The organism is Bacillus cereus G9842, assembly GCF_000021305.1.
In the GTDB taxonomy this organism is placed as follows: domain Bacteria; phylum Bacillota; class Bacilli; order Bacillales; family Bacillaceae_G; genus Bacillus_A; species Bacillus_A thuringiensis_S.
Map to the genome: position 1 here is coordinate 3749389 of NC_011772.1, position 26548 is coordinate 3775936.

The following is a 26548-nucleotide window of genomic DNA, read 5'->3' on the forward strand; positions in this document are numbered from 1 at the left end:
CCTTTCTTCCTTATCCCAAACTATTAAAGTGCCATCCATTTGAGTTACAGACATAGAATCCTAACCCTCGGTTTCCTTCTACAAAACGAATATGTCCCCATTGTTGGAATCCACCGCCGCCTAAATTAATTCCTTGCATCGCCCTTATATTAGAAAAAACTTTTACATCCTTTTCTGTACTTATATCAAACGTTTGTCCGTCTGCTGCTGGTTTTATATTATTATTCACACCGCCTACAGCAAGCGCGTTAAACGGCTGAATGCCATCTGCTCTTTCTGCTGCAGCACGATCCCAATTATACATAGATGCATATTTGCCACTGTATAGCGTTACACCACTTACACAAATCGCTGTCCCTTGTCTCATGTCAGCATTAGCAGAACAAACTTTAATAATCAATGCGTGTTGTTGCGGAATATAGTTTTTCGGCACTTTGAAGGTAAATGAATATCTTCTGATTTCTCCATAAAATGTAGATGGCTCAGGAAAGTCCATTTTTTGTTCATTCCATATATCGTAACTTACATTGTCTCGGAATTTAACACAACATACATGTAAGCGTGGTTTCCCTGTTTTACGTACACCATTTATCATAGATGCTCTAAAGTGAGCAGATACTGTGTATTCATTTCCGGGATGTATGCCATTATTCACGATTGCTTCTGGATAGTTATACATGTCTACCCTTGTAGCATTCACCATTTGCTCGTAATCGAATATATGTGTATTCTTTTCTATTACGACATTTCCCCATGACCTCCAAGTAAGACCGTATCCACCTTCAAACCCATAATAATCGTTATGTCCAATGTTTTTCTTTGTAACACTAGAAAAATCGGGATCTGCTATTAGGTTTCGTCTTGATACCGCAGTTGTTTTTGTTCCCCATTCGTCTTGGAATAGAAAATCTAGCATTTTAACAGTTACACCATCTTTATCAATAGTTATCTTGTCACCGTTAATTCTAATAAGATTCGTATTAATGCCTTTTGCTGTTAGCCATTTGACCATTGTATCTGCATTAATATCCAGTTTTGCAGCATTGATTGTAATTTTCCCAGGGGACATATTGATGGCAGTGACAATTCCGTCCTTTAAAATCTGCGCTAAAATCCCTTCATCTAAAACTTCTAACCTAGATTCCGTTTTCCTTGCATAGGCATTATAAGTCTCATTTATAAACGTTTCTTGTTTTCTAGAAACGATTGTAATACCTTTTTCATTTGCACCAATACTTCTTTCTAACTCTGTAACTTTCTGATTGTATTTCTCAGTAGCTACTCTATTAGCTATATCTTCTAGCATTTTATCAACGTCCGTTTGATCTTTCGGATGTAACCAAAATTCTGTAGCTATAGTGCCACGTTGTAACATAGGTGCAGCACACCATAAACGCCCATTTCTTGTAACGTAATAACGCCATCTCACAAACGATGCATTGGCTGGTGCTTTATCTGAACATACAGCACGAACCCATGTATGATTTACAACCTTGATATTCGTTCTAGCTGTTTTAATGCGAGTTTTTTTGTCAGCAGTCCACCATTCAATTTCAATAAATGCACCACCACTATCAATAGGTGTTTTCCCATCAGTATTGAAATAACCTGATGCAACAAATTCTTCGTTAACCTGACACTCAATGAATTGGCTTGTAAGTCCCCACCAACGATCTTGAGTCTGGCCAGTAACGGTAATTGCAAATGTATTCATACCTTTGTATTTTAAATTCGTATCAACAGAACCAATAGCCCCATTACCGCTATTCCAAAACCAATATTTCTGTCCTAACTTAAAATCAGCATCACGCAACTCGTTGACAGTACCTAAACCGCCTACATAATCCTCAACATCTTTCTTTTTCATTGTTAATTTCAACGCTTCAGAGTGTTGCTGTATCGTTGTGCCCGCCTGAGTTAATGTTTTCCCTTGCTCAGTTTGTGTTTCCTGTAATTTCTTAACACTTGCAGTTGTTCCTTCTGCATTCTTTTCTACAGTGTTAACACGTTCATTAAAAGAGATTTGTGTTTTTTCTACCGTTTTTATACTTTCTTTAATACCATCCACACTTTTTTCAATCTCGGTTGTTTTCTTAGTGAATTCATCACTCGTTACTTGATTTTCTGGAGCTGGTGTCCAATCCTGTGGCTTATTACCTTTATATAAAGCAACCCATTCTACAATGGCTTTTGTAGTGTTACTTGGAAAGTTATACAGACTCAACTTTCTTTCATTTCCACTCGTTGCTGCTACAGCTTTAAAAGTTACATAGGTTATTCCATTCGCATAAACACTTGTAGCATATCCAACATTATTCGAACCGCCATTTTGCCAAATCCCGAACTTCTGCCCATTCGGAACGCTACCTTTAATTACAAATGTATATTCTTCACCTGTAGAGAAATTTTCGGTTAGAGAATATGGATTGATTAGATAATCTATTTTTTCGTATTTAGCATTTGAATCTAATAACAGATTACGTCCTCCAGCTTTATCGTTATTAACTTTCTTTTCTACACTCTCCAACTTCTCACTAATCTGACCAGCCTTTTCAGTAATTTCAGTTGTGGTTTTCTTTAAAGCATTTGTTGTTTGCTGCACCTCAGAGATTGTCTTTTTTGTACCTTCAAAAGTCTCTTCTACTGTATTTAATTTTCCAGTGATTTCACCATCTTTTTTTGTTAATAACTCAATAGATTTAGTAAAACCTTCGTTGGTTTGTTTCATTTCAGAGACAGTTTTATTAATTTCACCTTGAGAGTTTTGTACATTTTTAATAGTTTGCGAAACTTCTTGGAGACTATTTTTAACTTCCTTGAATTGTCCCGAAGCTTCTTTTTGCGCTTCTTCCACTTTTTTATTTAATTCTTCTTTTGTAAGTTTAATATCCTTATTAACCTGCTCCATTGTTTCTTTCTTGATAGTTTCCACATCAGGAATAAGAGGCTCCCAACCTTTACCGTTCCACACTTTTAAAATACCAGGTTTACCGTTGCTAATATCTCGCCATAATGTTTTACCTACTATAAGATTATCGGTCGGTGGATTTTTAGCTTCGATTATATTTACCATATTATTTTTAAGATTCTCTTGAACTTTTTCAGCCAGTGTTTTTGCTACTTCTGATTCTCTCTTAGCATTATTAGCTGTTTCATTTGCATCTTTCACTAATTTATCTAACTGATTTATCAGTTCTTGCTTACTACCTAGTGAACTAAGGATACGATTGTAAATCTTTCGTAGTTCTTCATTTGAATCTGTAATCTCACGGTAATCACCAAATGCGTATTTATCTTGCGAAGGATCAGTATGTGATTCATCACCAGCGATTGCCCTTGCTTCTAAATAAAGCTTAGGTGTGAATCCAACATCTTTAATTCGGATTGTATCTCCTTCATTGATTAACTCGTGAGCCAGTCCAAATACACGCCCTATACTTTGTGCTTGAACATCATAAGAGACAGAGGTATTCACACGTTTTGCTAACTCTATTTTCATAAGAGTCAATAAGCGTTCTGGTGTTATATCTTCTTCTGTTTCTGGAGTATAAAATCCAAATTTGTGTTTACCTTTTTCATTCCAACGTTGAAATGCATCGTTATCCACAATATATGGAATACCCTTATTTATATCTGAGATAGTGAGAACTTCTCCACCTTCTTTTTTGATAAAGCCAATTAAAGCTGTACAAATGTTTTGTGAGTTTTCAATACGTTTAATTCCAACTAAATCTTTACCTAACGTGACTTCCTTTCCTGTTTCTCTTCCTCTTTTTTTCACCATGTCTACATACCAACCTGCAATTCGAGAACCAACCACTTCAACACGGTATATAATTTCTAGTTCAAATAGGGAAGCAATCTTTTTTAAGAAACTCAATGGATCTATAAATTCATCAATAGTCATAGAATGAAATCCAGCATACTCCGTTTTACCACGCTTCCATTTTGTACCTACAAGAGCAATATCCATAAATTCATTTACTGTCTTACCTTCAATTTTCTGCGGACGAATATAGTCATCTTTAGCAAGATTAATCCATGCACCTGATGCATAAGTAATTACGGATCTATCGTCAGGGTCTTTTTCTACTTCAGTGATTACATACGGAACAATACGCCCATCCCTTACTTCTTTTAATACTAAGTTTTGTTGCATAAGTGTTGCTGCATATTTCGTGTTATCAAATACTTTAAACTCTAAAGTATCGATATTATTCTTGATTTCCCAATGACGTTTATCATCCCAATAATCTTTTGGTTGTATAGCTGAAACGATTTGACTAGTTTTAAAATCAATAATATGTAAGACTCCACTTGGTGTTCTCATCTAAACCGCTCCCTATATTTAACCTTTGCTGTTCCGATATCAGAAGGCATGATTTCTAGTGTATTCATACCTTTATTAATGATAGGAAAATTACTGAAAATGTCCTTAATATTAATCGCATCCTTCCCTTCAATCATTACATGACTATTTTCTGTATCAATTACGACTTTGTCACCAACATCGACTATATAAGGCGGTGTATTTTGATTATTTAAATTCACTTTCCAAAATTTCAAATCCGAAACTGTCATCGCTTCTACTGGCGGAACATCTTGCCACTGCATGATACTAATCTGTATTTGAGCTGCTTTTTCCATATGTTTATTGTCTTTATCGGTCCATCTTGCAAAGCGTTCTGAATCATCTTTTTCTGTTCCAGGAAGAAATTTTGAAATATAAGCTTCCCAATCATTACCGGTTCTAGCAATCCACAACCTACCATAATACTGATTCCATGTATTCGGATAATCACCACTCTCATAAATTAAGCCTGTTTTTCCAGGCTTATTATCATATCCAATTACCATCGTTCCAAAATTTTGTTCAGCTTGCCAATAGAGGTCATTCATGGCAATTTTTGAAAGAACTTTGCTGTTTTCATCGAGTATTGCTATCTCAACTCGTCCCATTTCATTGATCTTTTTACTTTTACATGTAACGTGGGCTTGCATAATAAAATCTTGTACTGGCCCACCAGGGATACTCTTCTTAACAGCTGCGCCATGCCATCCATTACCCGAGCCATAGTCCGAACAATAGAATTGGTAACTATCTGTTTTCATTTCACCAACTGGATTACCGTCTTCCATAGAACTAACCTTACTCCACCCTATAGTTTTGGACATTTCATCCCATATAAGACGTTGATTTCTTTCTACAGGCAATTGTTCCATTTTTAATGGCACTCCAATACGGAAATAATCCGATTCCTTTGAATATTTATCTTCAAACCATACATCTAAAAAAGTGTTTGGTTTCGTAATGTTGATCTCAATAATAGGATTAGAATGAACAGTTCCTTTATTTTGAACGTTTGCCATTAACCCCAGTGCACCTGTTTGAAATTCTACCGTTCGGGTAGGTCCTAATTTATAAGGCATCGGACAAATAAACTTCAAAGTACCTTTACCTAACGTAACGAAATCATCAAGATTAAAATCTTCATCAATTATAGCTAAATATGTTCGATCAGGAGTTGCATCAAATACTAGCTCAACTGCTTCTTCTGTAATTAACCATGCTGCTATTTCTTCTTTTAACGTTTCTAAATCTGTTCCATCTGGAACGATAATTCCTACAGGGACAGGAAGTGGACGAGGGTCTGTATCCGTTCCTAATAATCTTGCACCTGGATATCCAGGTGTTTTTAAGAAATTACGTTTTAGAGGTGCCCATGTTGGTGGACTCCATCCCTTTTCTATTTGAATGTACTCCTTTCGTTGGTTGTTAAAAGTAAAAGAACTCATGCCAACACCTCATTTCTTTATAAAATAAAAGAAACCCAAACCTAAAAGGCTGAGTTTCTTTTTGCTTCTCTTTCTTGATACTCGGTTGTATAGCGATAAGTACCGCGTGCCACGTCTCTTCCTTCTAAATTAACAGGCACTTCAATAACTAAATCTCCCCCAAGCATTGGAATAACTTCACCACTAGAAGATGAACTAGATCCGTAATTAATCACTTGATTTGATACGCTGCTTGCCATAGCTTGTCTACTATTTGACATACTTCCATACACACCACTCATGACACTCTTTAATCCTGATAATTGACTCACAGAACTAGCCATCATACGGCTCATGTCACCCATTAGTTGATTTATTTCTCTCGGCGTTGCAAATTGTTGTCGTGGCATGGCTGCCACAATTCCTGCACCAATATCTCCAAGTGTCTTTTTATTCAGAGGAAGCACTGCTTCTCGCCCCGCTTCTCCTGCACCTTGCAAGTTTCCGCCATTCATTCCAAAGATAGTTGGTTTAGTAAAGATACCGCCTTTTGCACGCCAATCAATATTAATTCCTGACGGAAATGTAATATCTTTACCTAAAACATTTTTCGTGCTTGTTTGTAAGCTGAAGTGTGGAAGAGGTGGCATTTCTGGTTTTGGAATTTTCAACTTCAAGTCACTAAAGAATCCTTTAATCTTTCCAATGAATTTTTCTATACTGTCAACTGCATCTTTAATTGGATCTATAATGAAATGTTTTGCCGCTTCAAATTTTTCTTGAGCTGCATTCTTAACAGAATCAAATTTTTCCCGTGCTATATTGTACATATCATTGAATTTCTCTTTTGCAGAATTATAAGCTGAAATAACTGGTTGAACGATGTATGTGTAAACCATCTTCCACGCTTCAAGTGTATAGCCTTTTATTTTCGCCCAAATTCCTAACATCCAATTGGATAAATCACTAAACTTTTCTTTTACTAAATTCCAAGTATCTTGTACAGGTTTTATAATATATTGTTTAAATAACCCCCATGCTGCTGATGTATATGATTTAACTGTCTCCCATTGTGAATTTAGCCAAGAAACTAAATCACTGAACTTTTCTTTTACTAAGTTCCAAGTGTCTAGAACAGGTTGAATAATATATTGCTTAAATAGTCCCCAAGCAATTTGTGCCATAGCTTTTGCAATTTCCCATTGTGTACCAAGCCAAGTGACCATTTCACCGATTTGTGTATTTACCCAGTCGTAGGCTTCCTGAATCGGTTGAATAATATATTGACAGATTGCCGCCCATGCAATTTGTGCACCTGCCTGTATTAACAACCAACCAGCTTCTAAAACGGTAGAAACTGCCGAAATAATTGGATCTAAAACAGTAAGAATTGTATCCCATGTTTCTTGCCATGCTTGCGTTAATGTTCCCCACAATTCACATGCTGTTTCAACTAAAGAGGACCACCAGGAGGAAGCAGTTTCAACAATGCCAGACCATAAACTACTAAAGAATTCACCTATCGGATCAAAGAAACTATGCATCATTTCTACGAAAGAAGACCATGCTTCAGAAAAGAATTCAACAGTAGAATTCCATGCATCGCTACACGCCTGCTTTACACCCTCCCATAAATCACTAAAAAATTGACCTATCGGATCAAAAAATTCATGCATTGCTTCTAAAAATGAAGACCATGCTTCACTACAGGATTGGGATATCCCCTCCCAAAGCTCTACTAAGTACTCTTTAATAGAATCCCATGCTTCTATTGTCCAATTTTTAATATCATCCCAGTTTTTATAAATAGCCACTCCAAGAGCAACTATAGCGGCTATGATAATAGGAACAATAGCAACTATACCTAGTGCCGCGGCGGCCCCAATTTCAAATACCCCCATGACCGATACAACAATTGGTGCAATAGCCATAAGTGCCCCTGAAATTACTCCAATAGCCGTTGCAACTGCTGCTAATGTCGCTGCTAATTCTGGATTATTAGAAATCCAATCAGCAATACTAGCAACAACATCAGCAATTACTCCTAGTATAGGTTCAAGAGCCATTTGTAAATCTCCCATCGCTTTTTGGAACTTTACAGCTGGATTTGCATCTAATTTTTTAACAGATTCATTTAAGTTGTCTTGGTTTTGTTGAAGATCCTTTGTTTTCTTAGAAGCTTCAATTAAAGTGTTTGTTAAATTTTGACCTTGATCTTCAAACATAGTGGCTAGAACTTTAACCCCAACCTGATTTTTCTTAACTGGGTCTTCTATTCCGTCAATAGCTTTAGCTACTTCTACCATCGCTGCTGCGCCATCTCTTCCGCCTTTAGCGACAGATGCTCCCCATTTTTCTATTTGTCCAGTTGCAATACCAGAACCGTCAAGCGCTTCTTTTAAAGCCTTATCAGCTCCTTGTGCGAATTCAGTTAATTGGACCCTACCTTCTTTCAGCCCGTCTAAGAGATTATCAATCATTTATATTCAACGTGGTTCGCAACGTCACGCCCGTTCTCTTATGAACTGCTATACGTCACCGTATAGATTAGACTATATCTTCAACTACTTGAGTTGCTCCCCGTTTCGAGTGTCATTTACTTACACCCTACGTCTTTCGACTAGTCGTTGCACGTTCCTTAATTAAAAGGCTTCGCTCAGTATTGTCTCATTTGAGAGTTTCACTGAATTAAAGGAGTTTTTCATTGTACGTCACCATACAAGGGAACTATAATCTAATTCCAACTACCTGTTTCAACGCCTGCTTCCATAATGGCTTGAACTTCCTCAGCTTTAAAGCCTGCACGGGTTAGCTGGCTACCATATTCAGCAATGATGTCTAACTGTTCTGGCGGAAATCCCATTTTTAACAAAGTATCAACCATACCAAGAGCACTATCTTGCGTTATTCCTAATTCATTTCCTATTTCATAGGTTTCTTGAATCAACTCTGTAAAATCTATACCTTCATAGGATTGCGCGATTGTTGCTGCACCTTTAACGATAGATGCATTCGCTTCATCACTAATATCTTTATTTAAAGCCCATTGCCTACGTACACCAGCAAGTGATTCTTCAGCATCTACTCCATAAGCTGTTACGCCTCTTATTGCTTCTTCTACTGATTTTTTCGAGGATTCAGGGACATCAAAAGATATATCAATTTTAGTTTTCAATTTTGACATATCAAGTGCTTTTTCAACAGCTGTTGCAATTCCACCACCAGCTGCTAATCCACCGATAACATTCTCTAATCCTACTTTTAAACCTTCAAACTTCTTCTCGGTTCTGCCAGCTTCTTGTTGTAAATCTCTTAACTCATTTTGTACTTGTTGTATAGAGTTTCCGGCATCCACAGATCGGAGGGCACGTTGTAATTTTTCAATATCAGCTTCAGTTCCTAATGCTTCACGACCAATAAGACCAATTGCTTGTTCTAACTGTCGACTTGTAGCCGCTCCACTTTTAATTGCATTTACAAGACGATTACCTAATGCATTCGCAAAATCATCAACACTTTTTCCTGTAGCACTAAATAAAGTTTCTAATTGTCGTGTTGAACTTGCTACATTTTCTTGTTCGGCTTTCATATTACCGAGCTTGTTTTTCAGACCATCAAGTGACCCTTGTGTAAATTCAATTTCACGCCTAAATGCGCGGTACTGCTCTTCTGAAATTTTCCCATTTTGAAATTGATCTTGAACCTGTTGCTCCGCTTCTTTTAATTTATCGAGCTTTTGTGTAGTTTTTTCAATTTGTTGTGTAAGCAACTGTTGCTTTTGAGCAAGTGCCTCAACGTTACCGGGATTAAACTTTAATAAACGTTCAACATCTTTTAACTCTTTAGTCAAAGAATCACTTTGCTTATTCACGTCTTTTAAGGCATTTTGTAACGGTTGCGTATTCCCTCCAATTTCAATCGTAATTCCTTTAATTTTTCCTCCTGCCATTATCTCACCCCTTTTTCTTAGAAAGCATTAAAGTCTTCTTGAGTTGCTTTTCGAACTTTTTCTTTTCCTGGATTTTTCATTTCAGCATACTCAGCGATATAATCAAAACAATCACCAATCGTCATCACTTCTAAGTCCCAATATGTGAGCTTTGCTTCATAACAAAGAGCAAGGAACAATTCAGTGCTTAATTCTTCATCACCGAAAGTCCCTTGCTCTTCATTAATTTTCTTTACTTTTTTTTTGCTCCCATTGTTTTTTGAACCATCTCATTAATTTCCGGCATTATATCGTAAATAGGAAACTCATCAAACCCTTCTAACCAAGTCATCGGGTCTGGAATTTCAGGATCAGCTGTTTTAGCGTATAACCAAACTAAATCGTAACAAACTTCAAAATCTACTTTATCGAAATCTAAGTTAGAAAAATCAATGGTGCCTTCTGTTGCATCTTGCGAAGCGAATGTACCTATAGCTCCTAATTTAAACATATCGGCAAATAAATCCCGTCTAAATTGCGCCTTATATCGCTTGGCTGATGCTGCATTAGCTTTTAATTTGACCTGTTTTCCGTCTATTGTAATTGTCTTTTCCATCTACTTACGCTCCTTTTGGTAATGCAGGTACTTTTGTATACACTTTTTTGTACCAATTATTATAAATATCTGTTTTTGATTTAGTAGTAGTTTTCGTTTTAACCATACGTTTTCCATTAATATCAATAGGGCTGGATACAAATTTAAGTTCATTTGTATTTGGCTCCGCTGAATTTGTTTTCGTTTTAGATGCAAGTGTTGGACGACTTGCAGAACAGTTAAACATAACGTGTCGAGTTGCTCGTACATCGCCATCAAATTCAAATAATAATGCAAATGATTTTCCTTTAGCATCCGCTAACTCATTTAACACACCATCTTCTTCGTCTAATTCCTCTCCTAGTGCATCAATTGCAAATTGTTCCGGAATAGTCGCAATAGAAAGCGTTCCATCATACCCTTGGTTATTACTTGCAGCGTAATAAAGCATGTCATCAGCGTAGAATTCAATTAAATCCCCTCGTGGATCAAACGTTAATTCAACCGCACCAGGTAATGGAATTGGTGTATTAAATGTAACTACACCATCTTTAATATCAAAAAGCGCATAATGGACATTCTTTAAACCAAATGCTACTTTATTTTCATTCATTTATATCAACCTCGTTTCATAAAATTTTTGATACATATTTTCAGATTCAATAAAAGTCCCATACGAGTCATAAGGAATCTCGTGATCATCTAGAACTTGTTCTAGCTTGGCTTCCGCAACTACATCTTTCTTAGTTGTATAAAGCTCAATATTTACATCATTTATCTTGTGATATACCTTGTTATCAGCCATTAAATTTGCTGACCCATCCACAAGAAAACAGATATACGGTGGCGCTGGAACTGGATTACCTGGTGTTGCTATGAAATGCGAATAAGCCACAGGATAGCCTGTAGCTTCAAGAATTTTTATAAACTCTCCTAATGTTAATGTCATGATTCAATTGCCCTTTCAATACGTTTTGGCAATTCATCAATTACATACTCTTCAACGGGACGAATATGCACTTTCTCCGGTACTCGGCCACCACTAGCTTTCGCATGGCCATTTTCTAAAAGATGCGTTAATTGCCCTTTTGTATTATGGATAACAACGGCTTTATCTACTTTTTTCTTACGCCAACCTTTACGATAACCACCGGTTTTTTTAGGACTATTTTGTCTTAACTTATTTACAGCAATATCAGCTACATCTTCTTGTGCATTTGTTAATTCTTCTTCCACAACATTTGCATACCTTTGCAATTCTCTAGCAAGATCACTCGCAAAATTACTCATATTAAACATGCTCCTTTGCGATAATAGTCAATGTTTGATACATTTCATCATCATTCATTGGCGGTTCGATAATGTCAAAGATACGATTCTTCATATTAATTCGCATTAATTCTGTAATACCTGTTTTATAAGGAATTACAAACCGATAAATTCGTGTAGACTGTGAAGCTGAAGCTTCAATATACTCAGAGCCTTTCACCGTTTTTATCATTGCCCATGCACTTTTAACTTCTTCCCAATTACCTGTTTCAATTGCTTGATTCAATTCATCTTTTATTATTTCAGGTTGTTCAATGCTAATTCGATTTCTAAAGTCACCTGTATTCAGTGGTTTTTTATACTGAAAAGGACGCATATTACTCACCGTCCAATTTGATTTCTTCTAATGCTTTTGCAATACCAAAACTATTAATTTCGGTTAAAAAGTTTTTAGTAAAATACTCAAGTGCATCATTATAAGCATAACGAGAACGTTCAAAAACTAATTCTTTGAACGTCTCATCTTTGTTTATGTCATACAATCCACATACTTTTAATAAAGCTTCATTGGATGCAAAAAGGATGCGCTTTAGGTTATCGTCTTCATCATCACCCAAGTGCATCCTATCTTTGAACTGCTGTATTATTTCGTCTGAAATTACTGTTTCCATTTGCATCACCCTTCAGTCGGTGGTGTTACTTCTTCAAGCTTTAATGTGTAAACTTGTGAAGTGTATATATCCTTCGGTTTACCTGTAGCATATTGTTTAGCAATATAAACAGTTGCATCTTCTAAAGCTAATGTTTCTTCATACTTCTTGATTGGCTCTGTTCCACCCATTGCTGCAACATATTGACCTTTAACAAAGAATAATACTTTTCCTTGAGGTACAAACACTGACTCTGTAAGAATTGGATTAAATGGCAAACTAGTTACATATACTCCAGCCGCATTTTGAATTGTCGCGTTTGCTTGAATATCAAAAGTATCAAACGGATTAGTTACCATAACTACTTTACCAGCAATATTTTTTGGTCGACCTGCGTCTGAACCATCAGCATTTAATTTTTTAGCTAGTAGTTTAACAACACCTTTTAATTCATTGATTGTTTTGCGGCCTGGCTCGAACGTTAAAGTGCCTACTGGCTTTTTATCTGGATATACTCCATTCACAACACTTCCACTTGGATCTTTTAATAACCCAATAGGTTCATTTTTACCTGTACCAGCTACAAATCCACGTTCTAAACCTACTTTCATCGCTTCTGTAATCATTGTACGAACATAACGTTCTACCCATACAGGCCCAAGTTTCAACATGTCATTTGCTAATGGAATAAATGCCGTCAATTTAAGTTGGGAAATGCTATCTTTACGGAATGTAGCATTTAATTGACCTTTAATATCATCAAATAATGGTCCCCATACCGCTGCGCCTTCTGGATCTCCGTAAATAAATTCTGTTACTGCACCCAGATTTTCAAGACCGATATGTTGTAGGAAAGGATGATCTTCAACTAAATCATCAAAAATACGTTCTTGGGTTGTCTTAGGTAAAGTTTCAGTAGACTTAAAGCCGCCTTCTTCCACAACTGCATTAAAGAACTTCATTTCTTCACTTGTTAATACATTAGCACCGCGAGATTGCATAATAGAACGATCTACCATTGATTCATTCACTTGATTTAAAATATCTGTTCTTACATCTGTAGCAAGTGCTTCAATCATGGAGTTCAATGCTACTGATTGCTCTTCTGCTGTACCTTCCTGTGTAGCTTTTGCAAATGCTAGTTTCTTTTCTTCAAAATTATTAAACTTGATAACCATATTTTATTTTCCTCCTAATGTTAAAAAGAGCGTACTCAGATTCTGTTTTGTATTAACAGGCTCTTGAATAAGCTCTTTTGGATTTTGATTATTTTGTTGTTTCATATACTTAGCTACTAAACTTTCTTTTAAATTTTCTACAACTTCCTCTTCATCCTCTTGCGTATCATCAATTTCAATTTCATCAGCAATTTCATCAGCTAAACCAAGAGCTACTGCTTCCTCTGCTGTTAGCCAGGTTTCATCTTTTAAAAGTTGTTTTAATTCTTCATCTGTTCCAACAAAACGTTTCTTATAAGATCCTGCTAAAGCTGAATCAATCTTTCGTAAATCTCGTGCTGTTTTTTCAAAAAGATCTGCATTTCCATATTCAAAGGTACTTGCTTGGTGAATCATCATCATAGTATTACTAGGCATAATAATTCTGTCTCCTGCCATTGCAATTACAGATGCGGCACTAGCTGCCCAACCATCAATATGAACTATAATTTCTGCACTATGCTGCTTTAACTGATTACAAATTGCTACACCATCGAATGCGGAACCCCCACCCGAATTAATATGAACGTGAATTTTTTCTGCTTTAACATCTTGAATTTTTCTTCTTACTGCTTCAGCATTATTTTCACTAAACCATCCACCAATTGATCCATAAACAGTTAATTTGTATTCATTTTCACCTTTAGCTTCAAAACGAATGTCTCGTTTTAAATTTAAAAGCTTACTCATATTCACATGTTCCATCATTTCTCACCCCCTTCAGATTCATTTAATTTTGTATAGTTCTTCGTAATATGATGGACATTTAGGTTTGGATCATCTGACTCTTCATAATCTACTTCTGAACGAATTTCATTTCCTGTAAATGCACTTGAAGAAATGAGCTTATCAATACTTGTCGCAAGATCAAATATACTTTGATAGGAAACAGCTTTAACCTCAATTTTTTGTCCCAAAAGATATTCACTCATTTCAAAGAATTTAACATTCGCTTCATCAGATAGTTTTTTTAATAATGGTCGTACTGTGAAAAGCATATAATTTTTCGTTTGCTTTTCTACATCGGCCATTTCTCCATATATCAAAGCTATAGGAATACCGATTGCCATAGCTACTTGATTTAAGAAACCATTTGTTACTTTATTGATTTCTTCCACACTTGGGCCATTTGCAACACCATTGTATATCTCGTTATAATTAATACCTTTTTGCTGTGGAACAATAGCTATATCTTTCGAACCAATTGACTTATACATGTTATCTATAAACTCTTGTAACTTTGCTATTTGTTCTTCAGTTTTAGCACCAATCATATCCATATCAACTGTTCCACGAACTTGATTTTTACGTTTTTGAGAGTTTAATATTCTGCCGAATAAATCCCCATAATCTGCAAATAATCCATCAATAAGTGGGGTTAATTTATCATTCCGATACTTCAAATGAATAACTTCGCTTTGCTTAAAACTTCTCTTAAACGTATAATCTTTTACCCTTACATCAGTAAAAGTATCTTCAAACACAGCGTACTCATTATGTTGAAATCCATCTGCAATAAGTAAATCACCATCATCTGCTTGTATAACTAAACACTCATTATCATAAATAAGTTTTCGAACAAACCGTTCCCAAAAGGTACTTGCGGTCATATTCTTGTTTGGTCTTACATTTAATCGATAATACAGCTCATTCTTCTTAAATGCTTTACCATTTCTTATTCTAAATTCAGATTGACTAATCGTCCTTCCTAAAAATGAAACGCATGTATCAATTGCCAATCGTTTCATATGAAGCCTGTTTGCTGTATCAGTTATTACGTCCAGATCCAACATGAATTCTAGTTCTTTATTTCTTTTAAATACTGAACCTAACCATCCAATGGTTACCACCCCCTTTATTAGAATTTAATATTGCCTATAACAAAATCAGTAGCTTCTTGTATCTCATCCGCCCGATAAAGAGCATGAACAAAACACTGAAACCCATCTGTTTTTCGACGAACAGGCTCTTTCTTTTCGTATATTTTATTTCCATCAGCTTTGATAACAACCAACACATTTTGCGTATACCAACGCATTAGTGGATTATCCTCAAAAATAATTTGTTTATTTGCAAACGCCATTTCAATACGTGGAGCTAACAAACTATGAATTGCTTTTGGGTTTCGTATAACTTCTATTTCAAACCCTTCTGCTACTAATAGTGGTCTTATTGCTTCCATACGGAAGTTATCAGCTATAATTTTTTTAATCCCATATTGTTCTCGCATTTCTACAAACCAATCAACAATGTGTTGAGGATTAATAGTCGGTTCATCAACAACTGTTAGTAATCCTTGCTCTTCCCACTCTTTTATAGGAGCAAATTTCTGTTTTTTAAATTCACCAGCTTTTTTAGAATATCCGTAATATATATCAACAAATTCTTTTCGCACGAAGGAATGAGTTTTAAAAATGTATTCCCCATTTTGTCTAAATAAAAGACCACATGCTGCAAAGTCCCGAATACTTGCAAAGTCTAACGCCCCTATGCATTCTTGAGCATATAAATCAGGAAAAGGGCGATTTGTAGCAAGGATCTCTGACCATTTTGCAACCGACCTTTCTAAATTTGTAACAGGCAAGTTCATTCGCTTTGTCATGAATTCTTCTCGGTTACTTGGATCGTCCTCTAAATCCTCATACTCTTCTTTTATTGTTTCAAGTAAGCCTTCAGCATACTCACTTAACGGCTGAGATAACATTGGATTTGCCATTTCCCAATTATCGATGTCATCAACTTCTTTTTCATCATTTAATTTACAGATGAAAGGGAACAGCGCATTCGGACGGGCTTCACCTTTTAAAACTTTCATAGCCTTTTCTTTTAATTTATCTAAGAATCCATCTCTTACATATCCATCTGTACCAATGTAAAATTCACGCGGATTTTTCTTTTTTCCCAAACCACTGATGTGAACACGGACATCTTTATTACTTTCATATTGATGGACTTCATCAAACATTACAGCCCCATCGCGAAGACCATCTTTTGTATCCCCGTTTGATGTTCTAAACTTCACTACACTTCCAGTCGATTTCGAAATGGTTTGTGTTAATGTTGTTTTAAAAGCTCTTTGTAAAACTTCATTTCTCTTAATACATTTATGAATTTCATCTGGGCTTGTTTTTGCTTGCTCTTCACTGTTTGCAACAACGGAAATGTTATATTCAGGAATGCCATGTAATTCGCTTATTAAAAAGTGAAGAATAACTGTCATTAAACCATTTTTACCGCCGCCACGGCCAAGCATCCACAAGAATTTACGATAAAATACACGGCCATTTTTCTTATAAAATAAAAAGACGAATGCTATTAAGAATTTTTGAAATGACTGTAATGGAAAGTACCACTTTTCACCAAAGCGGATACACTTCTCGATCATTTCATCATCAAAATACAAGTCGTCTCTATTTAAAACGTATTTTTCCAGGTATTCAATTAACAGTTCTCTTTCATTGTTGAACTTTACTTTACCACTTCTATAAAGTTCAATGTATTCATCTACATATTTTTGCCTAATCATACTAAATCACTTGGACTGTAACCCGAATTAGAAGCACCAACTTTAGGAGAAAGTTTTATATCTCTTCCCAAAGCAATTAATGAACTGTTAATTTTATTCCTCTCACTTATAAGAGGGTGGGCTTTAACAAAAACTTGAGAACCGTTTTTTATCGTTACGGACTCGCCTTCTTTATTAATAGTTTTATTTATTTTTCTAAATGCTTTTACAAGATCAATATATCTTTCTACCTTTTCAACTTCGACTAAATCTGTAATATCAATACTGTTCATAAGCTGTTCTTTTAACCTCACAATACTAACAGCCATCTACCCACCCCCCTTACGTGCGTAAAATCGAAAAAAACCTGACAGTTAACCCCCTCCTCCGGTGCCCCTTAGAGCAATTTTTGATGAAATATTTTAAGGGGGGGTGTTATTTTTATTTTATTTTTACCATTTCTCATCATGTTCCCATTTATTTTGTTTCTTTTCATACATTCTTCCATGTTCTTTGTTATGGCAATTTACACAGACTGTTTCAAGGTTGTCTATGTCTAATGCAAGATCAGGATAATGCTCAAGCTCTTTGATATGATGGACAACGAGTTGTATCTTCTTACGCTTTGCACTCTCACTGTACTCATTGGTATCAGTTTGAACTTGACCGTTTCGTTTGCACTCTTTACATTCATAATTGTCACGCTTCTTCACTTGTTCACGTATACTCTTCCACTCACCACTGTCATAGAACTTACGCTTCTGTTGTTTAGTTTTATATTCATTCACTATCCGTAACCTCAATAACACCTGTATCAATACGCTTCTCTCTATGTTGAATATCAAGGCACTTCTCACAGTAGAAAATAGCTGATACATCTAAACCATAGCGATTAATATCAGAATAAAAAGAAGTAGTCTCACTATCTAACACTTGATACTTATGCTCACACATTATCCTCACCCTCTAATCAATTTCCTTAACATCTTCAATTGCATTTACGATAGCTTCCAAAATGTCTTCTTCACTTACTTTTCTCCTTAGATTGTTTTGTAGATTAATAAATGCTTGCCTTAATTCTTCCACAGTAACTAACAACACTTTAATTGATTTCTTCATTTTTTTATTCTCATCCGATAAGTGATTAATTTTCTTTTTTAATTTAATTTCTTGAAATACTTCCTTTTCAAAATCTATCATCTTAAAATCCTCCAAAATAAAAAGCACTCCATAAGGAATGCTTTTACATCTTTATATCAGAATTAATTTAACCTGATTTCCCCTCTATATAACCTATATAATCTTCCGATTTTTCCCTTTTAAATATTTTACTATTTCATTCAAATCAATTATTACATTTTCTAAATCGTGATATATTAACTCTGTTTTCGGATCAACAGGTAATGTATTTTGGCAACCTATTAATATCTCTGAAATTCTTTCCAAATCTTTATATAAATTTGTAGGTATCACAATAGAATTTGAATGTTGGATAACATTTTGTTTTTTATTTATCGCTTTTTCTTGCTCAATCATTTTAGAATAAATAACATTCAAAAGCTCTCTATCACTTGGTCCCTCTTCTTTTATAGTATCCTCTTTTGCATCCTCTTTTTCTATTTCACCTAAAGATTTTTCTAAATCAGGCCACCACATTTCGAATGATTTTTCCAATCTAGCCTCATCTAATTTACCATTTTCACTACCTTGATTAATACTTTTAATTAAGCTAAGTACATTTTCTTTATCTAAATTTTTCGCCGATTGAAACTGTTTTAGTGGTCCCTGATTTAATATCATCACATCAGCATTATATAAAATAGGTACAACTCTAGAGTCAAACGTTTTTGAAAGAGCACCAGCCTCAAAATTAATCCATGGAGCATTAATATTAGATGGTGTAACAAAAATCAAACCAAATACAGACTCTTCTAGACTATCTGTAATATTATTATTCCACCTTTCCCCCATGGAAATATCTTGAGCTGACATATATGGGTCTACGTATTGCAATACATTTGGTAACCATTCTTTAAAAATCGTTGCCAGTTGCTTACTTTCATTTCCTGACCAACTTAAAAAAACCTTCATTTTGTATAGTCTCCTTTTTCATAATATCCTTTCATAATTATATCAAAATTCAACTATGCAAAATCAATAAACTATAACTATCTTTCGTCATTTTTCGACAAAAAATCCACTGTGCATCATTTGCTCTTTGGTCAAAATCTTATGTTATTACTAGAAATACGGTAAATGAAGTTTTATTCTTCTTCCAACTACCTAATTGTGATAGGTTAATCTACTTGTACATTTTCAAATAACTGGAAGAAGAGCAAAACCCCTTCTCCGTTTACACAACTTGAATTGCAATCGAATGTGGAATCAAGAACAACCTTTCATCCAATCTGCAACCATTGCCACCGGTTATGACGATCCATTTTCAGTTATAAAGAATTTTATGAGCAATGTTTTCCGCCACTTCTCACAATACAAATATATCATGTTAATTTCAAAACAACCGGCACATTTGCTGCCAAAAAGCGGTCATGACTCTGCCACTTATTTTTCCACCTGTTCATCTTCAGTTACTCCTAGCAACTTTCTGAATTCATCTTCAAGAGATCTCTTTAACTTCGGAATTAATTTTATAATAAGCTCCGCTACTACTTTATCCGTATCTCTCTGCATTTTCATAGCTTCTTCTGTAGTTGGTGTATCATCTCTAGATGTATATTCTACAATCAAATACATTTTATTTAATATATTTTCAAACGACTCACAAACTGTCTCTGGAAAATAGATTCGATTGATCTTAAAACATTTTGACAAATCATTAGTGTCTTCTAAAACTTTAGATACTAACTCCTTCATTTTTTCTGGAGCGACTCTTCTATCAACTGTACCTAGAATTCTACCTATCGGACCTAATAAATTTTGACCGCTAGATTCTAATTCAACTAATTTGCTATACAGTTTTTTTATAGTTTCCGCTCTATCTACATGTAACTTACTAAATTGAATCTGATACTTATCATTAATTTTTTTAAATTCAGATTTATGCTTCTCTAGTTGATTATCAAGGTGTATTTTAAACTCTGCTTCTCTTTTGTTAAGCTCACTTTTATGGTCTGCTTCTTTTTTATTTAATGCATGTAAGAATATCTTCTGAACAATAAAAACAATACCACCTGATATACTTAGTGTCCCAAGCGTAAATATACTCGCACTCCCTACCCATTCAAGCCCTCTTACTATCCAATAATAATCTTCCATTAGTCACACCATCTTTCTGTATCATCCATAATTAATAATATTACATTTTAATAAACAATTACATATCCACTTACCCATATCTTATATTGTGTGTAACTGCCCCCTTCGCTGAAACCCTTGGTATCATTGATTTCATTTAAATTTCTCTTTTGAGTTACACAGTACGAAAATTATGAGTAACTGTATAGGGATACCACCAGCATTTTGCAAAATAACCTACGCTAAGCAAAAAAATAAAATAAGCTGCCCATATGGACAGCTTATTTACATAATTATCGTTACCAGAAGTAAAATTCAGTTCGAAAATAGCTAATTTTATCAGTTGTTGAATGTCTAAAAAAAATCAAACCAATGATATTGTTGAGATCCTTTGGCAATTTCTTGCTGTGATGACTATCATAGTGACTTTTTCTTCAGCAACAACTATTAGTAGCTAATTACCATAAGGACTTATTTTTGAAATTTGCTATTTTTTAGAAAGTGTGTTAATTTAAGAAAGACCTATTTTTGTTTGGCTTGAGATTAAGAATAAATTTTGTTTTTCGTCTAAGGTATTTGAGCAAGGGTAGTAACATATGTGTGGGTATCCACACTAGGAGGCAACAATTATGGAACAAGGTAAAGTAAAATGGTTTAATGCAGAAAAAGGTTTTGGATTCATCGAGCGTGAAGGTGGAGAAGACGTATTCGTACATTTCTCAGCTATCCAAATCGACGGTTACAAATCTTTAGACGAAGGACAAAGTGTAACGTTTGAAGTAGAACAAGGACAACGTGGCCTACAAGCTACTAATGTTCAAAAAGCTTAATATTAGCTGATGAAAGACTCTCTTGTAGGGTCTTTTTTTATTTTGTTACAATATTCCGAATACAACTTTTTTAAGGGGATTTGGGGTGCTTAACTTTTAATGAAAAAGAAATAAGCAATAATTAGATTTTAAACCTAGTCATTGCTTTATCCATTGCATCTTGGTTAACACCTATATAACGTAACGTGACCTTCTCTGACGAGTGATTGAATATCTCCATGAGTAATGCTATGTTTTTTGTTTGCATGTACATATGGTACCCGTACGTCTTTCTTAGGGTATGCGTTCCGATTTCATCTAATCCAAACTCTGCCGCTGCTCCACTTAATATCTTATATGCCATGCTACGACCGATTGGACGATTTCTACCTTGTCTGCTTTGCAATAAATACTCATTGTCTTCTCTTTCTACAATAAACCATTTAAGTTCTCTTTTCAGTGCTGCAGTAATTTGTATTCGTTTCTGTTTCCCTGTTTTCTTTTCCCGTATAGATATGTGACTGCCTTTAACATCCCCTACTTTCAATTTCAAAATATCTGAGATTCTGAGACCTGTATTAATACCCATAATGAAGAGAATGTAATTACGTAAGCTCTTTTCCCTAAAGTACTCTTTTAACTGCTGTATTTGCTCTGGATCACGTATTGGCTGAACAAAATTCATTATTCATTCCCTCCAGTTTCTTCAGTTTCATAAACTTCTAATCTAAGAGCAAAAGCTAATTTATAAAAAGCATTAGATTTATTTCGTCTATACGTACGCTCACTCATACCAATTTCGTTATAAACCATGTAATCAAAGACTTCTTCATCTTCTAAATATCGTTTTACAATAATATCCCTTTGGTTTTTACTAAAACGACTTAATGCTTTATCAATTTGAAAAGATAAACGTTGTAATTTCACTTCTCTTTCACTCATAGCAACATTTGCTAAAGCTATATCTTCAGCTGGCTTCCCTACTATATTTGTTGGACCGTGATATCTTACCTCGCTAGATGCTGTAACCTTCATCTCATGTCTAATCATCCCAAGTTGTCTATAAATACGAACATTTTCAAGAATCTCTTCTAAACGAGTCTGCGTTGCTTTGCGATCAATTTTAGGTAAAAAAGTTAATTGCGCCATATATAAAAACACCCCTTATATATTTTGTTAATAAAAACAAAATAGCGGACACCAAACTACAGAGCAATATCACTAATGCTCTTATAGTTCGATGTCCGCTGGTTCTTCCAGTAGGACTAAATGTTTAATTTGGATTATTATATCATTTTCTCATATTTTAGTAACCTTTTATTAGAAAAGGATTATTTTGTTAAAAAATTTATTTCGATTTATAATCGCTATCTTTTTCTTTAATTTTCCAGTAAAATCAAATGTAAATATTTTAATTACATAGGAGAAAGCAATGAAACATAACATTAATCTATGGTCCTTTATTTTTTCTTTTATTTGCATTGGTTTATTCCTCTTATATCTTGAAATTGGTTCGATAGCTTCATCTGAAACGAAATTGTTTATTATGAATTCGCTACCTATCCATCCTTTATTTTTTTTACTAGTTTTAACAATAGGAACTTTTTTTGCTGGTATGAAAGGATTTTCTAAAATAGATAATTGGGTTGCTATGCTTAGAAGCATAGCGACAGTTCTACTAACACTTTTATTATCAGTGTTTTTAACACTAACTTTGATCGTTGGCTATGCATTAAGTTAAACGTCATTCTTTGTGAATAAAACTCAATATCCCGTCAATAATGTAGACACATGGTTATCTTTCTCCGATTTCCTTATAAGAGCAGTTAGCTTTTGCTAGCTGCTCTTTTATTTTCGAATCATTGCTGTCATTACCACTGGCGGCCCATTCGTTCCGTATTTCATAATTTTAGAGATTGATTTTAATTGCTGAATTCCTTCTTCTTCATTACGTTCACCTGGGACGATTACTGACGAACAATATAACGGTTCAATTGAGTCACTATATGGAGACTCTTCAGATAAATAAAACTGCGCCACCATTGGAAGTTCTTCTCGTTTACATATTTCTAAGATTCGTTGCAATAAAGGTGCAATTTCCTCATCGTATACTTTCTCTTTATCGTACATATCAGTCCATTCCCCTTTTCTACAAAATGAAATTTTTATTTTAAAATTCTTTATTTTTTATGTTTTACAATCCAAATCACAATCTTAGATCCTGTAAACACCTATAACTCTTCTACCTAATTTCATCTAACAAGTTAATAGTTTCACGCTTCTCTCTATCGTATAATGATATGAAAGGAGGTGATCGCTATAAATAATGAATCTATAGTCCAACTAATTGAGTTTTTGAAATTAAATATAATACCTATTGCAGCCTTTTTAATCTCCTTAGCAACTTTTATAATTACGCTTGCTAACTTTCGGAGAAATAGAGCTAGCATTAAGTGCAGGCAACTCAGAGATAATTGGGTAGCTCTCATTCTTAAACCTGATAGAACCGATTTAAAAACACCAGATGTATATTGGCACAATGACTTTAGGGTAATTTTAGATGTTATTATTACCAACGAAAGTGCACTACCAATTTCCGTTATCGAATTCAATTTAAACAATAAGTTAAACTTTAATTCTTATAGTAAGCCCAATGATGAATATTCCATCACTACAAAGGCAGGAAAAGAAGTACATAATGGTGTCGTTTCATTTAGTGGAAATGAACATAAGCTAATATTTCCAATGAATGATACATGGTTAAAACCTGTAATAAATATTCCCCCATATACTTCCTTAAGGGGGCATTTATTTTTTCATTTCAATGAAAAAGATGATGTAAATATAGGTAATAATACTTTGAAAATAATTACTTCTAGAAAAACTTTTTCTTTTCAGGTAAAGATATCTGACAGCGTCCATTCTGTCCTTCCGCTACCAAATAAAATCCTTGAGGCTCGTGATGAAAGTTTTTTTTAAAATCATCCCTCAATTCTTCAATGTAGCTATCTAAATCTTTCTTTCTATTATCTTGAATGTAAATTTTAGTTGAAGCTAGTTCACTCGCTATTGTTCTAGCTTCCTCTAATTTTTCTACTATTTTTTCAACCTTTTCTTGATTTTCCTCTAAACCAAGTAACAATAAATCGCTCATAAACTTAATCCTCACTTTAATAGATTTTTTATGCAAAATAGCGTTTTTGTTATAAACTCATATTTTTCGTTGCCCTACATTGAAACTCTTATATATGGTAAAATATAGTAAGAGTATATTCTAAGGAGGTTTTAACATGCCACACGAAGTTTGGTTTCCTATACTCCTAGCAATATTCGTCGTATTTTTCCTTGATAAAGAGGAGAAACACAAACAATAACTTTATTTCTTTGTTCCAGCTTAAATATATGTAAGCAATATTTAAGCTGGTATTTTTTCAAATAACGATTTTATCTAAATCCATTCACTAATCTCAGACTTTGACATACAATAATAGTGCCTTTCTATATAATGTGAGTTCGTCACTGTCGTTATAATGAGGCATAAGGAGCGCTCTTGATTAGCGCTCTTTTTATTTAAATAAAGATTTCATTTTTAAATTACACTATCTAAAAAACATACATATAATATCTTGGGTGTTCTTTTTCAACCTTATTTTTAGTCAGAGAGCACTTTTAAAAGTGCTCTTTTAATTTATTTAGATGTATCACGTTTTACATACAATAAACATAAAATGCAAAGAACAGACAAGACATAGTTTTTATATAATCGTGTACATTTTTTGTATGCGATTTTTTAATTAAATAAGAATTTTGTTCAGTTTCACTCTAAAAGTAAAATTGTCATTTTTTCATTCAACCAAATTCATAACATATTCTTTTCCCCCGATAAAGTAATGATTAGGTGTCCCATGCACATTTTATCCACTTGAAATAATACCTTTCACGTACTTACGTATTAGAAACTTCATTTCTGCTTCTTCTGCAATAGCAATTTTGTTCACTTTTTTGATACATTTATGAAACATTCACATGTTATCTTTAATATGTTCTATTCTTTTTGAAAAACCATGTGAGAATACCAAAACAAAAAGCTCTAGAGCCCTAACTCTAGGGCTTCTTGTTTAATTTAATACGTGTTCTTTTCGATGCAGTATTCTGTTACAATTAATTTTTATGTTATAATTATCTACAGCATATATATTAATAAGCACAACAAATCTCATACATATAGGAGGACCCTAATGATCCTAACTCAAGAAAAGAACATAAAATTAATTATGCATTTTCTTACCGTATTATCTTTTTTTATTCTTCTTTTCTTTAGTGTCACAATTTTTTATATACCACTGATTTTTTATTTCTTATGCAAATCACAGGACATTCGAAAAAATATTCTTGAAGCTGTTTTTTTCCAGCTATTCATTTGGATAATTACAATGATTTGGAATCTATTCGTAATAAGAATCTTAATGTTATCTTTATCTAATTTAGACTTAGCTTCAAACAACGCTTTGATTATTTTCGGAATAGCTCCTTTATATCTAATACTGCTTCTTTTGTTAATTTTTGGACCTATAAAAGGAATTTTATATGTGCTACAAGAAAAAGACTTTCATTATCCTATTATTTCTAAATGGATTAAAAAATAAAAATACATGTAGAAGAATTCAGAGTTTTACTGAATTCTTTTTTTATGGATCTTTCAAAGTCTTTTACATATTCCTCCGTTCCTTCTTTTTAATAAAATTCAAATTTGATTATAATAACTGTGTTTTTCGTTCTTCCATACGAATTACTTTTCCACTTTGATATACAAATGATTGTTCACCAAATCCACTTTGAGGCGGTTCTATTAGTTGGACCTGACCATTTTTAACGATATATATTCCATTTATTTTCAAATCTATTTCAGCTGTCATTTTAATAAGATTTTCTTTTCTAATTCCCACCAAGATCACTCCCATATGTTATAATTACTTTGTCGAAGTAAGTTGAGAGTGATCTCAGCTTTTTTTATTTGTCTATAGATATTGCACAACATTTTCTGGAACAAATGCTTGTTCAAGTGATAGATGAAGCCGTATTGGAATCGGCTTTTTTTCATCCCTTGCTTGCTTACATATTTTTTCTGCCTCTTCCCATACAAATTGTTTATCCTCCGCTCGTTTATAACGCCAAATTCCAATTGTGTAATCTTCAAACAACTCATAACGTTCATCTGGCGCTGTCGTTGGTTTTAATTCATCAATCGCTTTGGCTTGACGTGGTATTTGCACAACCACATCTGCATACCGTAATTTTGAATTCAAACGGTGAATATGAGCTTTCTTAGGATCAAAAGATACAACTGGTTCCACGTCAAAAATTGTTAATTGCTTTGGCATTGTTTTTCCCCTCCAATACCTGCAAGCTCGCAATTAAAATTCCTTCAAGCTGCGTTAACGTTAGTTGATCTAATGTTTGTCCGTTAATTTCAGCTAATCCTAATCCCAATAATTTACGAATGATTATTAGTTTTCTACGTTCTACTTCCTGACGTAACAACATA

The 26548-nt window shown here is 34.2% G+C and carries 28 protein-coding genes and 2 pseudogenes; 3 read left to right on the forward strand and 27 right to left on the reverse strand.

What is annotated here, in order from left to right:
* Positions 1–10 precede the first annotated feature (10 nt).
* The 20 genes and pseudogenes from BCG9842_RS18690 to BCG9842_RS18780 form a co-directional block, all read right to left on the reverse strand.
* Positions 11–4330, reverse strand: coding sequence for a phage tail spike protein (locus tag BCG9842_RS18690; protein ID WP_001260220.1), 4320 nt, complete (start codon positions 4328–4330; stop codon positions 11–13).
* Positions 4327–5796 carry a distal tail protein Dit gene (locus tag BCG9842_RS18695; RefSeq protein ID WP_000094136.1) on the reverse strand — a complete coding sequence of 490 codons (1470 nt, stop codon included), beginning with the start codon at positions 5794–5796 and terminating at the stop codon, positions 4327–4329. The genes BCG9842_RS18690 and BCG9842_RS18695 overlap by 4 nt, the downstream gene beginning before the upstream one ends.
* A 41-nt stretch (positions 5797–5837) precedes the next feature.
* Positions 5838–8252, reverse strand: a pseudogene (locus BCG9842_RS18700) (phage tail tape measure protein); the annotation flags it as partial.
* A gap of 260 nt (positions 8253–8512) precedes the next feature.
* Positions 8513–9724 (reverse strand): annotated as a pseudogene (locus tag BCG9842_RS18705) (replication protein); the annotation flags it as partial.
* A gap of 232 nt (positions 9725–9956) precedes the next feature.
* Complete coding sequence (locus BCG9842_RS18710; protein ID WP_000415912.1) at positions 9957–10319, reverse strand: hypothetical protein; 363 nt, start codon at positions 10317–10319, stop codon at positions 9957–9959.
* 4 nt (positions 10320–10323) lie between these two features.
* Complete coding sequence (locus BCG9842_RS18715) at positions 10324–10911, reverse strand: major tail protein (protein WP_001004907.1); 588 nt, start codon at positions 10909–10911, stop codon at positions 10324–10326.
* The gene (locus BCG9842_RS18720) at positions 10912–11247 is read right to left on the reverse strand and encodes a hypothetical protein (RefSeq protein ID WP_000176452.1); all 336 of its coding nucleotides are present in this window, start codon (positions 11245–11247) and stop codon (positions 10912–10914) included.
* Positions 11244–11588: an HK97 gp10 family phage protein gene (locus BCG9842_RS18725; RefSeq protein WP_000064421.1), complete on the reverse strand. Its 345-nt coding sequence runs from the start codon at positions 11586–11588 to the stop codon at positions 11244–11246. Before BCG9842_RS18725 ends, BCG9842_RS18720 begins: the two co-directional genes overlap by 4 nt.
* Before the next feature lies 1 nt (position 11589).
* Entirely contained in the window at positions 11590–11943 is a 354-nt protein-coding gene (locus BCG9842_RS18730) for a phage head closure protein (protein ID WP_001247295.1), read from the reverse strand.
* A gap of 1 nt (position 11944) precedes the next feature.
* Positions 11945–12238: a hypothetical protein gene (locus tag BCG9842_RS18735; protein WP_000450783.1), complete on the reverse strand. Its 294-nt coding sequence runs from the start codon at positions 12236–12238 to the stop codon at positions 11945–11947.
* 5 nt (positions 12239–12243) lie between these two features.
* The gene (locus BCG9842_RS18740) at positions 12244–13395 is read right to left on the reverse strand and encodes a phage major capsid protein (RefSeq protein WP_000234874.1); all 1152 of its coding nucleotides are present in this window, start codon (positions 13393–13395) and stop codon (positions 12244–12246) included.
* Between the two features lie 3 nt (positions 13396–13398).
* Positions 13399–14139, reverse strand: coding sequence for a head maturation protease, ClpP-related (locus tag BCG9842_RS18745; protein ID WP_041488173.1), 741 nt, complete (start codon positions 14137–14139; stop codon positions 13399–13401).
* Complete coding sequence (locus BCG9842_RS18750) at positions 14139–15284, reverse strand: phage portal protein (protein WP_000256286.1); 1146 nt, start codon at positions 15282–15284, stop codon at positions 14139–14141. Before BCG9842_RS18750 ends, BCG9842_RS18745 begins: the two co-directional genes overlap by 1 nt.
* An 8-nt stretch (positions 15285–15292) precedes the next feature.
* Positions 15293–16960 (reverse strand): terminase TerL endonuclease subunit, encoded by a 1668-nt coding sequence (locus BCG9842_RS18755; RefSeq protein ID WP_000621034.1) that lies wholly within the window; start codon positions 16958–16960, stop codon positions 15293–15295.
* Positions 16957–17268, reverse strand: coding sequence for a P27 family phage terminase small subunit (locus BCG9842_RS18760; protein ID WP_000301142.1), 312 nt, complete (start codon positions 17266–17268; stop codon positions 16957–16959). The genes BCG9842_RS18755 and BCG9842_RS18760 overlap by 4 nt, the downstream gene beginning before the upstream one ends.
* A 123-nt stretch (positions 17269–17391) precedes the next feature.
* Entirely contained in the window at positions 17392–17727 is a 336-nt protein-coding gene (locus tag BCG9842_RS18765) for an HNH endonuclease (protein ID WP_001008148.1), read from the reverse strand.
* A complete protein-coding gene (locus BCG9842_RS31395; RefSeq protein WP_000333207.1) occupies positions 17720–17893 on the reverse strand; it encodes a hypothetical protein in 174 nt (57 codons plus the stop codon). The genes BCG9842_RS18765 and BCG9842_RS31395 overlap by 8 nt, the downstream gene beginning before the upstream one ends.
* Positions 17894–17905: 12 nt before the next feature.
* Positions 17906–18139 (reverse strand): hypothetical protein, encoded by a 234-nt coding sequence (locus BCG9842_RS18770; protein WP_000564708.1) that lies wholly within the window; start codon positions 18137–18139, stop codon positions 17906–17908.
* 93 nt (positions 18140–18232) lie between these two features.
* Positions 18233–19030 (reverse strand): toll/interleukin-1 receptor domain-containing protein, encoded by a 798-nt coding sequence (locus BCG9842_RS18775; protein ID WP_000862444.1) that lies wholly within the window; start codon positions 19028–19030, stop codon positions 18233–18235.
* A 471-nt stretch (positions 19031–19501) separates the two neighbouring features.
* Positions 19502–20215 carry a hypothetical protein gene (locus BCG9842_RS18780; protein ID WP_000390547.1) on the reverse strand — a complete coding sequence of 238 codons (714 nt, stop codon included), beginning with the start codon at positions 20213–20215 and terminating at the stop codon, positions 19502–19504.
* A gap of 608 nt (positions 20216–20823) precedes the next feature.
* Between BCG9842_RS18780 and BCG9842_RS18785 the strand changes: the two genes are divergently transcribed.
* Positions 20824–21024 (forward strand): cold-shock protein, encoded by a 201-nt coding sequence (locus BCG9842_RS18785; RefSeq protein ID WP_000434821.1) that lies wholly within the window; start codon positions 20824–20826, stop codon positions 21022–21024.
* A 121-nt stretch (positions 21025–21145) separates the two neighbouring features.
* On the opposite strand, the gene BCG9842_RS18790 is transcribed toward BCG9842_RS18785, so the two are convergent.
* Positions 21146–21688 carry a site-specific integrase gene (locus BCG9842_RS18790; RefSeq protein ID WP_001012173.1) on the reverse strand — a complete coding sequence of 181 codons (543 nt, stop codon included), beginning with the start codon at positions 21686–21688 and terminating at the stop codon, positions 21146–21148.
* The gene (locus BCG9842_RS18795; RefSeq protein ID WP_000068015.1) at positions 21688–22152 is read right to left on the reverse strand and encodes an ArpU family phage packaging/lysis transcriptional regulator; all 465 of its coding nucleotides are present in this window, start codon (positions 22150–22152) and stop codon (positions 21688–21690) included. The genes BCG9842_RS18790 and BCG9842_RS18795 overlap by 1 nt, the downstream gene beginning before the upstream one ends.
* A gap of 283 nt (positions 22153–22435) precedes the next feature.
* On the opposite strand from BCG9842_RS18795, the gene BCG9842_RS31690 reads away from it, so the two are divergent.
* Entirely contained in the window at positions 22436–22744 is a 309-nt protein-coding gene (locus tag BCG9842_RS31690; RefSeq protein ID WP_015945881.1) for a hypothetical protein, read from the forward strand.
* A 107-nt stretch (positions 22745–22851) separates the two neighbouring features.
* Here the strand turns inward: BCG9842_RS31690 and BCG9842_RS18805 are convergent, their stop codons facing one another.
* Both BCG9842_RS18805 and BCG9842_RS18810 read right to left on the reverse strand, forming a co-directional pair.
* On the reverse strand, positions 22852–23133 hold the full coding sequence (locus tag BCG9842_RS18805; RefSeq protein ID WP_000272127.1) for a hypothetical protein: 282 nt from the start codon (positions 23131–23133) through the stop codon (positions 22852–22854).
* 745 nt (positions 23134–23878) lie between these two features.
* Positions 23879–24157, reverse strand: coding sequence for a hypothetical protein (locus BCG9842_RS18810; protein ID WP_001281634.1), 279 nt, complete (start codon positions 24155–24157; stop codon positions 23879–23881).
* Positions 24158–25241: 1084 nt separating this feature from the next.
* Between BCG9842_RS18810 and BCG9842_RS18815 the strand changes: the two genes are divergently transcribed.
* The gene (locus BCG9842_RS18815; protein WP_000604163.1) at positions 25242–25649 is read left to right on the forward strand and encodes a DUF4870 domain-containing protein; all 408 of its coding nucleotides are present in this window, start codon (positions 25242–25244) and stop codon (positions 25647–25649) included.
* A gap of 108 nt (positions 25650–25757) precedes the next feature.
* Here the strand turns inward: BCG9842_RS18815 and BCG9842_RS18820 are convergent, their stop codons facing one another.
* From BCG9842_RS18820 to BCG9842_RS18830, 3 genes are all read right to left on the reverse strand, one after another.
* Positions 25758–25949 carry a DUF3954 domain-containing protein gene (locus tag BCG9842_RS18820; protein WP_000512845.1) on the reverse strand — a complete coding sequence of 64 codons (192 nt, stop codon included), beginning with the start codon at positions 25947–25949 and terminating at the stop codon, positions 25758–25760.
* A 72-nt stretch (positions 25950–26021) separates the two neighbouring features.
* Entirely contained in the window at positions 26022–26384 is a 363-nt protein-coding gene (locus BCG9842_RS18825; protein ID WP_001125996.1) for a hypothetical protein, read from the reverse strand.
* Positions 26359–26547, reverse strand: coding sequence for a hypothetical protein (locus tag BCG9842_RS18830; protein WP_000926798.1), 189 nt, complete (start codon positions 26545–26547; stop codon positions 26359–26361). Before BCG9842_RS18830 ends, BCG9842_RS18825 begins: the two co-directional genes overlap by 26 nt.
* Between the last annotated feature and the right edge of the window lies 1 nt (position 26548).